The organism is Campylobacter anatolicus (assembly GCF_018145655.1).
Lineage (GTDB): Bacteria > Campylobacterota > Campylobacteria > Campylobacterales > Campylobacteraceae > Campylobacter_A > Campylobacter_A anatolicus.
Genome location: NZ_JAGSSY010000001.1, coordinates 152,354 through 165,252, shown reverse-complemented (window position 1 = coordinate 165,252; position 12,899 = coordinate 152,354). Strand labels below are relative to the sequence as shown.

Here is a 12,899-nt window from a genome sequence, read left to right as displayed (position 1 = left end):
GGTAAAATGGATAAATTTATAGCGATAGATGTTGGGCTTAAACGTATAGGAGTAGCTTTTGGTGTTGGTAGTGTTGTGCTTCCACAAGAGCCTATTTTGCGTAAAAATCGCAATCAAGCCGCACACGAAGTTAGTGAACGAATCAAAGAATATGGCATAAATGTCCTTGTCGTTGGAATACCACTTGGTGGAAGCAGTGAAGATGAGATGAGGCGTAGGATTGAGCATTTTGTTTCGCTATTAAATTTCAAAGGGCAGATAGTTTATCAAGATGAAGCATTTAGTAGTGATGAGGCTAGTGAAATTTACAGAAATACATCACGCGATGGCAGACTTGATAGCGTCGCTGCTATGATGATTTTGAAGAGATATTTAAAGATAGTTTAGAATTTTAAGACTATCTTGCCATCCCCCCCCCCATTGTTGGTTTTGATAAATTTTGTAAAAATAGTATTTAAAATATAATATGTATAAGGTTGTCTTAAGATTATAATCTGTTTTTTTAACTCTTGGCTAAAATTCTCATCACCTTCGCATATGGCTACGATGATAAAATTTTTAAGTTTTTTAAACTCAAGTAGATTTTTTGCCTTGTCTATATCATCTAAAAATTTCTTTTGAACAAATATCAAATCTGGCTTATATATACCATCTGTCACGTGTCTTTTTAAGCTTTCGTAGTTACTGCTTGGCCTGACATTGATACCGATAAATTTTAGCTGATTGTATAAAATTTTAAATCCAACTTCATCTTCATAGGCTATTATGGCGTTGTATTTTTTAGTATTTTGATCTTTTAAGCTTAATTTATTTTTAAAATTTGCATTGCTTACAGATCTAGCTTTGATTTCGAGTATAATTTTATCATCTTTGTCATTTATGACACTGATATCGGCTATTTTTGCATACTCTAAAGCTTTATTTAAGAGTTCCTCGTTTTTGTGTTCAAATGGTTTGTTTGAGCTGATGGTTACATTGAAAAATAGTATATTATCGCCGTAGCTAACTAGCTTAAAGCTGATTAAAATTTTTGCATTATGCTGCGAGTAGATAAACATTTTTGATATATTTTCTATCACTTTTATCACGTTTGATGCATCTAGCTCATATGTTTCAGGGTAAGTTGGATCGTATTCAAAAAGCAGTGTATTTTCATTTGCTTTTGCGTCATAGTATATCGCTTCAAGAAATAAATTTAGTCGCTCGATAAAATTTATACTTTTCATAGTACAAGCATCCCATCACCATAAGAGTAAAAGCGATAGCCTTTCTCAATGGCGATCTTGTAAATTTGCATAGTTTTTTCAAGCCCGATGAAGCTTGTTACAAGCATTATTAGCGTCGATTTTGGTAGGTGAAAATTTGTCAAAAGATAGTTTTGTCGGATTGGTGGGTTGTTTAAATTTAAAAATAGCTTACAAAAACCACTACTTTTGTGAGTTCTGGCAAATTCTTCCACACATCGTGTAACTGTCGTGCCAACGCCTAAAATCTTCTTATTACTATTTATCAGTTCTTGCGTCGCAGTCGGTATATCGTAAAATTCAGAGTGCATAACGTGATTATTTATATTTTCGCACTCAACACTCTTAAATGTCCCAGCCCCCACGTGTAGTGTCAGATATGCAGTTTCATGCTTTGCTTTGATAGCTTGTAGCATCTCATCGCTAAAGTGCAAACTAGCAGTAGGAGCTGCAACTGCACCATCTTTTTTGGCAAAAATACTCTGATACCAACTCTCGTCATTCTTTGTATCAGCTCTTTTTATATACGGCGGTAGTGGCACATGTCCGATCAGTTCTAGCTCTTTAAATAGATGTGCATTGTCTATTGGTTCGTTGAATTTGCTAAATTTTACCACTCGTGTGCCATCGTCGTTTAGACTTATGACTTGTGCGGATATGTCATTGTCAAAATTCAAAATACTTCGTTCATTTACTCGCCCTCTTATGTAGCAACTAAATTTATCATCATTAAGTGGCTGGTTTAGCATTATTTCCACTGCCCCACCACTTTGTTTATGTCCTAAAATTCGTGCTTTTATGACTCTTGTATCGTTAAATATGATTGCTGTATCATCAGGTATAATTTGTGTTAGATCACTAAATTTAAGGTGTTTTACCTCATCTGTATTTTTAAAATATACAAGCAATCTGGCGTTTTCTTTTGGTAAAACTGGCTGAAATGCTATCAAGTTTGACGGTAAATGATAATCGTAACTTAAAATATTATCTATATCACTCATCTTCTTTGGCTTTATTTTCGTCATCTTGAGCCTCTTCGTCGCTTTTTCTGACGGACTTTGCTATAAGTATAGACATCCCATAAAGTGCAATAAGAGGTGCTGCCATCAAAAACTGACTAAGCACATCAGGTGGTGTAACGATAGCAGCAAATATAAATATAATCACAATTGCGTATCTGAAATATTTTTTTAGCATGATGTCATCTACAAGACCAATTTTTGCTAAGAAAAATGTAACAACTGGAAGTTCAAACGATATACCAAATGCGATCAAAATTTTAGTGAAAAAGCCGACATATTCGCCGATACTTGGTAGTGCTGTAAATAGCTGACCACCAAAATTTATTAAAAATGCAAAGCCTAGAGGTACGACTACGTAGTAGCAAAAGGCTGCACCACATATAAACATAAAAGTTGCTGAGATGACAAAAGGTATGACATATTTTTTCTCATTATCATAAAGCCCAGGTGCCACAAATAACCAAAACTGCCAAAATACAATCGGTAAAGCTACGACTAATCCAGCAAAAAATGCCACTTTCATTGCTGTGAAGAATGGCTCTTGTACCTGTGTGAATATGATATTTGAACCTTGCGGAAGAGCTTGTTTAAGCGGTGCTGTCATCCATGCTAAAAGCGGATTCCAAAATAAAAAGCAGATACCAAATGCGATAAATATCGTTAAAACACTGATGCCAAGACGTTTTCTTAACTCAACTAAATGGGGTTTTAACTCTTCAAACATTATGCCCCTTTATCTTCTAAATTTTTATCATTTTTAGCACTAGCTATATCTGTATCTTTGGGCTTTTTGTCGCCACTAAATACTGCATCTTTTATCGCATTTGTTGGATTTTTTATAGTATCAGTCGCCTTTTTGACGTCGCTTACTACATCTTTTAGACCGCTAGTTACTTCACTCACGCCTTTTTTTATCTCATCAAGCTCTTCAAATGTTAGTTTTTTACGCACATTTTCTGTCGTCTGTGTGATACTTTCTTTGTATTTTCTAGCATCTTCTTTTAGTTCAGCTATCTTAACTTCTTGATCAAAGGTTGATTTTGCATCGTTTATACCCTTTTTAAACATCTTAAAAAACTTTGCGATCTGTACCATAGTGTCAGGAAGCTTATCGGGTCCTAGCACTAAAACAGCGATGACTGCGATAATGAGTATCTCAGAAAAGCTCATACCAAACATAATTATCCCTAAAATTTCAGTTTAAATTTGCTATTTTACCTTTAAAATTCTCAAAATTTGATAAATTTAGCCGTTCAAAAATAACGCCATCTCATCGGCTAGTAAAAAATCATTTGCAAAGTAGCGACCTTTTTTAAATTTAAGCTTACGAGCCTTTCGTAAAAGTTCAGCATTTTTTAGCTGTTGTTCGGTTAAATTTATTGCTTTTACGCCAACTTTACTACGCAATCCCATAAAAATCTGCTCCAACTTCATATCATAGTTGCTTAATCTCTCAACTTGCCTAAAAGTAGGCTCTGCTATGTAGCTGTTTAAGTTATCTTTTGCATAGTGTCTTTGTGAGTTAAAAAAGCCAACTGAGTAAGCCCCAACGCCGATATATTCACGTCTTTGCCAGTAGCCTAGGTTGTGTTTGCAGGTTTTGCCAAAGTTTGAAATCTCATACTGTTTTAGTCCAATACTCTCAAGCTCTTTCATTATAAATTTAGCCAAAACCACACTATCATTTTTAAGCTCATAACGCGTCTGAAATGGCGTATTTTCTTCAAGTGTTAGCGAGTAGGCACTAGCATGAGTAACTTTTAGTTTAGCTAGATTTGCCACCTCTTCACGTAAACGCCTTTTATTATCAAGCTTTGTGGCGTATATTAGATCAACGTTTATGTTTTTAAATCCAGCTTTTTTAGCATTTAAAACGGCCTTATAAATTTGCTCGACATTGTGTATACGACCGAGTAGCTTTAGCTTGTCAGCAAAAAAGCTTTGAGCCCCAAAGCTAATGCGATTAACGCCAAAATCTCTTATTTGTGTTAGCCACGAGAGTGTGGCTGAATTGGGATTTGCTTCACAGCTTATTTCGGTTGCTTTAGTGCAAAGAGGCGAAATATGAGTAAATATTTTCTCATAAAACTTCGCATTTACAGCACTTGGAGTGCCGCCACCTATAAAAACGCTCTTAAATTTATTAGGATTTAACAAATTTATATGAAATTTAAGATCAGTCAAAAGTGCGTCAAAATACGCTTCTGCAAGGCTATCTTGTCCTATATCAGAGCCAAAAGCACAATAAGGACACTTACTCTGACAAAATGGTATATGAATATAAAGTAACAAATTTTCTCTTTTTTGTTTTTATTATTGTAACTGAAATAAATTTAAAGCAAAATAGAGCAAGAGTTATGAGGACTTCATTTATACAAAAATCTTTACTTAATAAATAGCAGTAATGATTTAAAAGCAATTACAGAAGCTATTTCAATGCTGTGATTTACGGCAAAGTAAATGGGTTTTTTGTGATGTTGGTACGGATAGCGTTTATATGCACATATATAAAGGGTGTATTGCTAACCTTTTTACACAAAAGTAAAAAATAAATTTATATAAAAACTAGCGGTAAAGCCGTTTTTTATGCGGTTTTTTATAAAATCATCTAAATTTAAGGAGAGACAATGAAGGCAATAATCACAGTTGTAGGCAAGGACAAAAGAGGTATAGTTGCTGGAGTATCTGGCAAGGTAGCTGCACTTGGGCTAAATATAGATGATATCTCGCAAACTGTTTTAGATGAATTTTTCACGATGATGGCAGTCGTTTCGAGCGATGAGAGCAAGGACTTTACTCTGCTTCGTGGAGAGCTTGAAAAATTTGGTGATAGTTTGGGAGTAAAGATAAATATCCAAAGTGCCGCTATATTTGACGCTATGCATAACATCTAAGGGGCAAAGATGAATATAAAACAGGTAACTGAAACTATCGCGATGATAGAGGAGCAAAACTTTGACATTCGCACGATAACGATGGGTATTTCACTACTTGATTGTATAGACGCAGATATTGACGTGGCGTGTGAGAAAATTTATAATAAGATCACCACTAAAGCAAAAGATCTCGTAAAAGTGGGTAATGAAATTTCAGCCGAGCTTGGAATTCCTATCGTAAATAAGCGAATTTCGGTAACGCCAATCTCTATCATAGGTGCAGCAACAAGTGCACAAGATTATGTTCAAATCGCTAAAACGCTCGATAGAGCAGCAAAATTTGTCAGTGTGGATTTTATCGGTGGTTTTTCTGCACTTGTGCAAAAGGGCTATCAAAAGGGTGATGAAATTTTGATAAACTCAATACCCAAAGCCCTTGCGACAACGGACTTTGTCTGTGCGTCTGTAAATATCGGCTCAACAAAAACTGGCATAAATATGACTGCGGTGCGTGATATGGGGCGTATCATAAAGCAAACAGCAGATCTTTCAAATTTAGGAGCTGCTAAGCTTGTGGTGTTTGCAAATGCGGTAGAGGACAATCCTTTTATGGCAGGTGCATTTCACGGTGTTGGTGAAGCTGACATCGTGATAAATGTGGGCGTTTCAGGGCCTGGCGTAGTCAAACGTGCACTTGAGAAGGTGCGTGGTGAGAGCTTTGATGTGGTGGCTGAGACGATTAAAAAGACAGCATTTAAGATAACTCGTATTGGTCAGCTTGTTGGGCAGATGGCGTCAGAGCGACTTGGTGTAAAATTTGGTATAGTTGATCTAAGTCTTGCTCCTACTCCAGCCGTGGGAGACTCAGTAGCAAGGGTGCTTGAAGAGATGGGGCTTGAGGCAGTTGGCACTCACGGTACGACAGCCGCACTTGCACTTTTAAACGATGCTGTGAAAAAAGGCGGTGTTATGGCATGTAATCAAGTGGGCGGTCTAAGTGGTGCTTTTATTCCAGTTTCGGAGGATGAGGGAATGATAGAAGCGGTTAGAAATGGCTCACTAAATTTAGAAAAACTTGAGGCAATGACTGCTATATGTTCAGTTGGACTTGATATGATAGCTATACCTAAGGATACTCCAAGTGAGACGATAGCAGCTATTATAGCTGATGAGGCAGCCATAGGCGTGATAAATCAAAAGACAACCGCTGTGCGTATCATACCAAAGGGCAAAGAGGGTGATATGATAGAGTTTGGCGGACTTTTAGGTAGAGCTCCTGTGATGAGTGTAAATAAAAACTTATCTGCTGATTTTATCGCTCGTGGCGGACAGATCCCAGCTCCGATACATAGCTTTAAGAATTAAATTTACATATTTGTAGCCATTTTAAGCTTATGGCTACAAATTTATTATAATTGTTTTAAGAAGCTTATATCACTCAAAAACAAAATAAGAATTAGATTAAAGCTTCTGCTATGAGTGTTATTTTTTATATTTTCGTATTTTTTTATATAAATTTAAAAATTCTTGATTTTAATATTCTGTAGTTATACTTTAAATTTAACTTATTATCCCTGTTAGAAAAAGTTTTATAAATTTGCACTTCGCTCAAACCTTATTTAAAACTATATAATATCCATAGAAAACCTAGCACGAACTTTACCTACAATATTTAACTGTTCTAATTCATCTCCTTTAACCACTATATCTTGGTAAAAATCATTCAAAGATGTTAATTAACAATTTTTCTTATAGGGTCTAATAAAATTTTTACATAAATACTACCGCAAAGATTTACAATATGAGGTTGGCTGGAAAGGCTTAAACAGTAATAAAACTTCATTTGGCAAAAATGGTCATCAAGTAGCTACTATAGATAGTGATCCCTATTTAAATCAAAAACCATGGGTTGAATTTGATCTATATAGTAATGAAAATGGCAATTTGGATATGAATGATCTTTATAAAGGTGTAAAAATGTAAATTAAAACTTAGTGAGTTTAATCTCATAATAAAGTCTGATACTCCTAAAGATAAAGACTTCTCTTATAACAAATATCAAAGAGATAGCTTTATGAAGTTTTATAATGACTATTATAAAGAGCTTGATGCTTATACTAAAGATATAGAGTGGTTGAGTAAAAATTTAAAAGATTACAGTGTAGAAAATGCCAATGAATAACTAAATTAAAAGATACTAAATCATCTTTATGCTTGCTATACAAAATGAGTTTAACAAAGCTACAAGATTAGACTTTAATCTCTCAAATTTAGAAAATGTAAAAAGAGCATTAAAACAGACATCAATAAAGCTTCAGTCTCATTAAGTGATAGTGTAATAGCTATGAGAATGAATGCCAATGGAAGCATAACTTAAAATTTGATAGTATTAGAGAGATAGATGTAAGAGATTTATATACAGATACAGGTAAATTAAATACATCAGGAGATAAAAGAGTTAGTATAATCCTTGAAGCTAATAGTATGAATCATAAAGAGCTAAATGAGCTTGAATTTAAAACTATTATTATTAAACAAGATGATAAATTTGTAAGCTTAAAAGAGCTTGGAACAACATCGATAAGTAAGATAGTTAAAAACAATGATGTAAAATTTTAATACATCTAACAAATAATAATATAATAAGCTCCAATGAACTTTATAACATCTCATATCTTAACTATGCTCTAAATAATACCAGCAAGATACAATATAAGGATAGATTTTATAAAAGAGTGGATGTGAGGGTGGTAGGGATAAAGCCAAAGAAAATAAGGTGGGTTAAAAAAGTATGCAAATAAACCATATTTGCATATCATTAAAATTTTAAAATATAATATATGTAGTTTATAAAATTATTTTTTAAAATAGTTATAGTTTGTATAAAATTTTTTATTAAAATAACGGAGTGTTTATATAAAATCGCTCTGGCATTTAACCAGCCTTCGGCTACTCTTATTTTTGTTATAAGCTTTTATTGTATTAAATATAGATTTGCATTAAATTTAATTTATATAATTTGGATGTAAAGTGTAGAAAAGTGGGGCAAAGCCCCAAATTAAAAAGGATTATTTATCTCTTATACTTAACTCAGCGATAAGCTTAGAGTAAGTTGTATAATCTTTGTTTTTAAGATACTTTAAGAGCCTCTTTCTCTGACCTACAAGTTTTAACAAACCAAGGCGTGAAGAGAAGTCCTTTTTGGATATCTTAAGGTGTTCTGTAAGTCCAGAAATACGTGCAGTTAAAAGTGCTATCTGAACCTCTGGAGAGCCAGTATCTCCCTCTTTTCGAGCGAATTTCGCAACTATTTGAGCTTTTTGAGCCGAATCCAAAGCCATGATGACCTCCTGATTGGTAAATTAAAATAAAATGGCGATTATAACATAAAAAACATAAAATTAAATAAAATTTAGAAAAATTAAAAATATACTCAAAATTAATCAAAAATGCAGTAAAAATTCTATAAAATAACAAGTTAAACAATGAAAATCAAAGGTAATTTATGCTTTTTACAAAGGCAAGCGAATATGCACTGCTTTCACTCATCTTAATATCACAAAAATCATCTCCCGTAGATGTTGATACTATATCGAATGAGTTAAAAATTTCAAAGAGTTTTTTAGCAAAAATTTTACAAAATTTAGCAAAAGAGCAAATTTTAAAGTCCTATAAAGGGGCAAATGGTGGCTTTATGCTAAGCACGGACGCACAAAATGTTAGTGTAAAGACTATCATTGAGTGTGCCGAGAGACGTGAAGTTAGTGTATTTGAATGCTCAAGCTCAGTCGATGGTTGTCCGTCGAATAAAGCTTTAAGCTGTCAAATTTGGACTATGTTTAGCGGACTACAAAACAAGGTAGATGAGATGCTTGATGAGATTAAACTAAGCGATATTATTAAAAAATAATGGCAAAACAAAAAAATAACATCCTAACGCTTGTTGCACCATTTCTAGCACCTATTATTAAATTTAAAAGCTTAAGTATAGTTGGTGTAATAATGGCAATCCTTGCTATCATTATAGTGCCATTACCTAGCACGGTGCTTGATTTTTTCTTAGCACTTTCTATATCTGTTTCGGTTCTTATTATCCTAATCTCAATCTATGTGCCAAAGCCAACTGATCTAAGTACCTTCCCAACGCTTATCCTTATCATCACGTTATTTCGTCTCTCTTTAAATATTGCAACAACACGTATGATACTGAGTGAAGGACATAATGGACCTGAAGCTGTTAGTGAGATCATCTCAAGTTTTGGGCAGTTTGTAGTCGGAGGTAACTATATCATTGGCATCATCGTTTTTAGTATACTTGTGCTTATAAATTTTATGGTTGTTACAAAGGGTTCTACGCGTGTGAGTGAGGTGCAAGCACGTTTTACGCTCGATGCGATGCCTGGAAAACAAATGGCGATAGACGCGGATTTAAACGCAGGGCTAATAGATGAGAAAACTGCCAGAGAACGCCGTCAAGCTATCATTGGTGAGGCGAATTTTTACGGAGCAATGGATGGTTCGTCTAAATTTATAAAAGGCGATGCAGTTGCAGGTATAATTATAACCATCATAAATATAATCGGTGGCTTTGCTATAGGCGTATTTCAACACGACCTTGATATGGCGACATCGGCTCAGTTTTATACCATACTTACCATAGGCGATGGACTTGTTAGCCAAATCCCAGGTCTTGTCACATCTACAGCGACCGCTATCATCATCACGCGTGCGAGCAAAGATGATGATAACTTCGCAGAAGGGACGTTAAAGCAGCTTTTGGGCGATTATAAGACGCTACTTATCGTTGGCTTTATACTATTTATGTTTGCCCTTGTACCAGGGCTTCCGACACTCTCGCTTGGATTTATTGCGGTATTATTTTTAGGGCTTGGATATATTATAAAGCAGACGCAAGATGGAAGTTTGGACGTTTTGACAACTTCGAAAAAGAGCAAGATTGGAGTGAAATCTCCTGAACCAGTCAGTGGCACAACAGCTCAAAAAATGCCTAAAAAGAGCGATGAAGAGATAGCTCGTGAAGAAGAGACAAAGATAAATGATATATTAAAGCTTGAAATTTTAGAGCTTGACCTAGGTTATGGCCTGCTTAAATTAGCCGATGTTGATCTAATAGAGCGGATACGTGCTATGAGACGCAATATCGCCTCTTCGCTTGGCTTTTTAATGCCAAAAATTCGTATCCGTGATAACTTGCAACTTCCACCAAATGAATATCGCTTTAAGCTAAAAGGCATAGTTATAGGACAAGGTGAGATATATGCAGATAAATTTTTAGCAATGGATAGTGGGCTGGTGAGCGAGGGTATAGAGGGGATTCCGACAAAAGAGCCGGTATTTGGACTAGACGCACTTTGGATAGATGCAAACATTAAAGAAGATGCAATACTTAGCGGTTATACGATAGTTGATCCTGCCAGTGTCATCTCAACGCATATGAGTGAGCTTATCAAGCAAAATGCTGCCGAATTACTCACTCGCCAAGAGACGCAAAATTTATTAGATAAGCTTAAAAATGATTATCCTGTTATCGTTGAAGACACGTTGCGTATAGCTCCGATTAGTCTTATACAAAAGGTACTTAAAGCCTTACTAAAAGATAATATTCCTATAAAAGACCTACTAAGCATACTTGAATCACTTAGTGATGTGGCTGAAGTGAGTAAAAATTTAGATATGATTATAGAACATGTCCGTGCCGCTCTTGCAAGGGTGATAACTGCACTTTATACTGATGAGCAGGGACAACTTAGCTTTTATATCCTTGAGACATCGGTCCAGCAAAGACTTATGGATGCGGTGCAGTATAAGGATGGAGCGTATCATCTTATGATAAATGTCGCACAAACTTCTGCTATAGTGCAGGCTTTACGCACTGAAAAAGAGAAACGACCGCTAAGTCAACACGGAGCGATGATACTTTGCGTTGAGCCTAGTTTGCGTAAATTTATAGCAAATATATGCACAAATTTTGGCATTGACATCGTCGTGCTAAGTTTTGCTGAGATCTCAGCAAATACACCATTTGAAACGGTTGGTGTCATACAAGTAGAAAATTTATAAAGGACAAAAATGAAATTTTATCACCTTTCGCATACTGATTTGGACGGATATGGAGCACAATTTATTACAAATTTTTATTTTAAGGATATTAAATTTAGCAACTCAAACTATGGTCGTGAGATAGATGAGAAATTCGGTGCTATCGTCTCTGAACTTGGCGATGAAGAGGCGGTCATACTTATAACTGATTTAAATTTAACAATGACGCAGTGCGAGAGCTACGAGACGGCCTTACAAGGTAAAAATGCAAAACTATTTTTGCTAGATCATCACCAAAGTGGAGCTGAGTGTGCGAGTGCATATCCGTGGTATTTTTTAGATAGCTCACGTTGTGCGACAAAGATTACATACGATTTTTTTGCCTCTATGTTTGTGCAAAACACTGAGCTTAAAAAATTTAGCGATGTAGTAAATGCGGTAGATATCTGGCTAAAAGATGATGTAGATTTTGAGATGGGTAAGGTCTGTTTGGGACTTATTGCAAATGCTAAGGAGATAAATAAAGTAATGTTTGAGCGTGAAAACAACCTTTATATGTTTCACCTGCTCTTACATGCACAGCAGTTTTTTAACGCAAAAAACGACTATATCGGACTTGATATGCAGATACATACGATAAAAAAGGAGTTTTTTAAATTTGATAAAGATGATACGCTAAGCAATCTTATTTCGGCTTATGTCGTGCGGTTATTAAGCAAAAATCGTGATAAATTTAGCATAAGATATAATGGCTTTAATGGGATTTTGACTTATAATATAGGAAATACTTCCGTTATAGGCAATGACTTTTTAGTCGCAAATCCAGACTTTGACTTTTTTATAGACATCACAAACAAAAAAACTATGAGTTTTCGTGCAAATGGCAAGATAGATGTGAGTGCGATGGCAAAGCACTTAGTAGGCGGTGGCGGACACGTTAATGCAAGTGGTGGAATGTTTTCAAATTTTAAAGATAGCTTTGAGTATGAGATGATAAAATCGCAAGTTGTGGAGCTAATAAATAAAAAGACACAGGAGGGGTTATGAAAGAAGAGGTAAGTATAGATGAGCTTAGTTACGAGCTTAGCGTAGTACTTGATGGGCTTATGTATTATGCAGGCGTTAAGAAAAGTAAGCTTGAAGAGGCAGCACAGATATATGTGGAGTGCATAGATGAGGCATTGCAAGACTCAGATGCAGAGGGTGTTGATGAGGTAATAGCGATTGTTGAGTTTATGAAAAAGCGACATCCAAAATTATTTGAGAAGTAAGATTAAAAAGGAGAGAGAATGAAAAAATTTGCTATTTTAGCTTTTGTGATTGGTTTTATTGGCATTTCTGCGATGGCAAGTGAAAACTATGCAAAAGCAGAAGAGCTCTTTAAGGCTAGTAAATATGAAGCTGCATATGGGCTTTACGATAGGGCGTGTGGAGAAGGTATTAAACGAGCTTGTACGATGAATGGCATATTGCTTTTTAACGGTGATGGTGTAAAAAAAGACAAAGTCCACGCGGAGCAAATTTTTACAAAAATGTGCGATGATAATGAGCCTATGGCGTGTAGCAAGCTTGGTGAGATGTATGCTTTTGGATCTGGCAAAGAGAAGGTAAATGATGAGAGTAAAGTCCGTGCATTGTTTAAAAAATCTTGCGACGGTGGATATGAACCAGCTTGTGTGTTTGCAACTAAATAACGC

General features: G+C 35.2%; 15 protein-coding genes. 9 read left to right on the top strand and 6 right to left on the bottom strand.

Annotation, left to right across the window (positions count from 1 at the left end; translation table 11 throughout):
- Positions 1–6: 6 nt before the first annotated feature.
- On the top strand, positions 7–387 hold the full coding sequence (ruvX, locus tag KDE13_RS00840) for a Holliday junction resolvase RuvX (RefSeq protein WP_212140292.1): 381 nt from the start codon (positions 7–9) through the stop codon (positions 385–387).
- Here ruvX and KDE13_RS00835 read toward each other — a convergent pair.
- From KDE13_RS00835 to hemW, 5 genes are all read right to left on the bottom strand, one after another.
- Positions 384–1,226: a hypothetical protein gene (locus tag KDE13_RS00835; RefSeq protein ID WP_212142602.1), complete on the bottom strand. Its 843-nt coding sequence runs from the start codon at positions 1,224–1,226 to the stop codon at positions 384–386. The two genes, ruvX and KDE13_RS00835, sit on opposite strands and share 4 nt — an antisense overlap.
- Positions 1,223–2,245 carry a tRNA preQ1(34) S-adenosylmethionine ribosyltransferase-isomerase QueA gene (queA, locus tag KDE13_RS00830; RefSeq protein WP_212142821.1) on the bottom strand — a complete coding sequence of 341 codons (1,023 nt, stop codon included), beginning with the start codon at positions 2,243–2,245 and terminating at the stop codon, positions 1,223–1,225. Before queA ends, KDE13_RS00835 begins: the two co-directional genes overlap by 4 nt.
- Entirely contained in the window at positions 2,238–2,990 is a 753-nt protein-coding gene (gene tatC, locus KDE13_RS00825) for a twin-arginine translocase subunit TatC (protein ID WP_212140294.1), read from the bottom strand. The genes queA and tatC overlap by 8 nt, the downstream gene beginning before the upstream one ends.
- On the bottom strand, positions 2,990–3,445 hold the full coding sequence (gene tatB, locus KDE13_RS00820) for a Sec-independent protein translocase protein TatB (protein ID WP_212142601.1): 456 nt from the start codon (positions 3,443–3,445) through the stop codon (positions 2,990–2,992). The genes tatC and tatB overlap by 1 nt, the downstream gene beginning before the upstream one ends.
- A gap of 66 nt (positions 3,446–3,511) precedes the next feature.
- Positions 3,512–4,558: a radical SAM family heme chaperone HemW gene (gene hemW, locus KDE13_RS00815; RefSeq protein ID WP_212142297.1), complete on the bottom strand. Its 1,047-nt coding sequence runs from the start codon at positions 4,556–4,558 to the stop codon at positions 3,512–3,514.
- A gap of 335 nt (positions 4,559–4,893) precedes the next feature.
- On the opposite strand from hemW, the gene KDE13_RS00810 reads away from it, so the two are divergent.
- From KDE13_RS00810 to KDE13_RS09635, 3 genes are all read left to right on the top strand, one after another.
- Complete coding sequence (locus tag KDE13_RS00810) at positions 4,894–5,160, top strand: ACT domain-containing protein (protein ID WP_212140297.1); 267 nt, start codon at positions 4,894–4,896, stop codon at positions 5,158–5,160.
- A gap of 9 nt (positions 5,161–5,169) precedes the next feature.
- On the top strand, positions 5,170–6,507 hold the full coding sequence (locus KDE13_RS00805) for a PFL family protein (protein ID WP_212142600.1): 1,338 nt from the start codon (positions 5,170–5,172) through the stop codon (positions 6,505–6,507).
- 1,119 nt (positions 6,508–7,626) lie between these two features.
- Positions 7,627–7,761 carry a hypothetical protein gene (locus KDE13_RS09635; protein WP_267873696.1) on the top strand — a complete coding sequence of 45 codons (135 nt, stop codon included), beginning with the start codon at positions 7,627–7,629 and terminating at the stop codon, positions 7,759–7,761.
- Positions 7,762–8,210: 449 nt separating this feature from the next.
- Here the strand turns inward: KDE13_RS09635 and rpsO are convergent, their stop codons facing one another.
- The gene (gene rpsO, locus KDE13_RS00800; protein WP_212140301.1) at positions 8,211–8,483 is read right to left on the bottom strand and encodes a 30S ribosomal protein S15; all 273 of its coding nucleotides are present in this window, start codon (positions 8,481–8,483) and stop codon (positions 8,211–8,213) included.
- A 164-nt stretch (positions 8,484–8,647) separates the two neighbouring features.
- Here rpsO and KDE13_RS00795 point away from each other — a divergent pair, with 164 nt between their 5' ends.
- Genes KDE13_RS00795 through KDE13_RS00775 form a run of 5 tightly spaced genes read left to right on the top strand, consistent with a single transcriptional unit; the run spans position 8,648 to position 12,896 of the window.
- Positions 8,648–9,052 (top strand): RrF2 family transcriptional regulator, encoded by a 405-nt coding sequence (locus KDE13_RS00795; RefSeq protein ID WP_212140302.1) that lies wholly within the window; start codon positions 8,648–8,650, stop codon positions 9,050–9,052.
- On the top strand, positions 9,052–11,223 hold the full coding sequence (gene flhA, locus KDE13_RS00790) for a flagellar biosynthesis protein FlhA (protein ID WP_212140303.1): 2,172 nt from the start codon (positions 9,052–9,054) through the stop codon (positions 11,221–11,223). Before KDE13_RS00795 ends, flhA begins: the two co-directional genes overlap by 1 nt.
- 9 nt (positions 11,224–11,232) lie before the next feature.
- Positions 11,233–12,249 carry a DHH family phosphoesterase gene (locus KDE13_RS00785; RefSeq protein WP_212141897.1) on the top strand — a complete coding sequence of 339 codons (1,017 nt, stop codon included), beginning with the start codon at positions 11,233–11,235 and terminating at the stop codon, positions 12,247–12,249.
- The gene (locus KDE13_RS00780; RefSeq protein ID WP_212140305.1) at positions 12,246–12,473 is read left to right on the top strand and encodes a hypothetical protein; all 228 of its coding nucleotides are present in this window, start codon (positions 12,246–12,248) and stop codon (positions 12,471–12,473) included. The genes KDE13_RS00785 and KDE13_RS00780 overlap by 4 nt, the downstream gene beginning before the upstream one ends.
- Before the next feature lie 18 nt (positions 12,474–12,491).
- Positions 12,492–12,896 (top strand): tetratricopeptide repeat protein, encoded by a 405-nt coding sequence (locus tag KDE13_RS00775; RefSeq protein ID WP_212142599.1) that lies wholly within the window; start codon positions 12,492–12,494, stop codon positions 12,894–12,896.
- Positions 12,897–12,899: the final 3 nt, after the last annotated feature.

Bases quoted from the DNA above. Each gene is read 5' to 3' on its own strand.
- tatC (WP_212140294.1), bottom strand. From the start codon at position 2,990: ATGTTTGAAGAGTTAAAACCCCATTTAGTTGAGTTAAGAAAACGTCTT.
- KDE13_RS00775 (WP_212142599.1), top strand. From the start codon at position 12,492: ATGAAAAAATTTGCTATTTTAGCTTTTGTGATTGGTTTTATTGGCATT.
- queA (WP_212142821.1), bottom strand. From the start codon at position 2,245: ATGAGTGATATAGATAATATTTTAAGTTACGATTATCATTTACCGTCA.
- KDE13_RS00780 (WP_212140305.1), top strand. From the start codon at position 12,246: ATGAAAGAAGAGGTAAGTATAGATGAGCTTAGTTACGAGCTTAGCGTA.
- KDE13_RS00795 (WP_212140302.1), top strand. From the start codon at position 8,648: ATGCTTTTTACAAAGGCAAGCGAATATGCACTGCTTTCACTCATCTTA.
- KDE13_RS00805 (WP_212142600.1), top strand. From the start codon at position 5,170: ATGAATATAAAACAGGTAACTGAAACTATCGCGATGATAGAGGAGCAA.
- tatB (WP_212142601.1), bottom strand. From the start codon at position 3,445: ATGTTTGGTATGAGCTTTTCTGAGATACTCATTATCGCAGTCATCGCT.
- KDE13_RS00810 (WP_212140297.1), top strand. From the start codon at position 4,894: ATGAAGGCAATAATCACAGTTGTAGGCAAGGACAAAAGAGGTATAGTT.
- rpsO (WP_212140301.1), bottom strand. From the start codon at position 8,483: ATGGCTTTGGATTCGGCTCAAAAAGCTCAAATAGTTGCGAAATTCGCT.
- flhA (WP_212140303.1), top strand. From the start codon at position 9,052: ATGGCAAAACAAAAAAATAACATCCTAACGCTTGTTGCACCATTTCTA.
- KDE13_RS00785 (WP_212141897.1), top strand. From the start codon at position 11,233: ATGAAATTTTATCACCTTTCGCATACTGATTTGGACGGATATGGAGCA.
- ruvX (WP_212140292.1), top strand. From the start codon at position 7: ATGGATAAATTTATAGCGATAGATGTTGGGCTTAAACGTATAGGAGTA.
- KDE13_RS09635 (WP_267873696.1), top strand. From the start codon at position 7,627: ATGAATCATAAAGAGCTAAATGAGCTTGAATTTAAAACTATTATTATT.
- KDE13_RS00835 (WP_212142602.1), bottom strand. From the start codon at position 1,226: ATGAAAAGTATAAATTTTATCGAGCGACTAAATTTATTTCTTGAAGCG.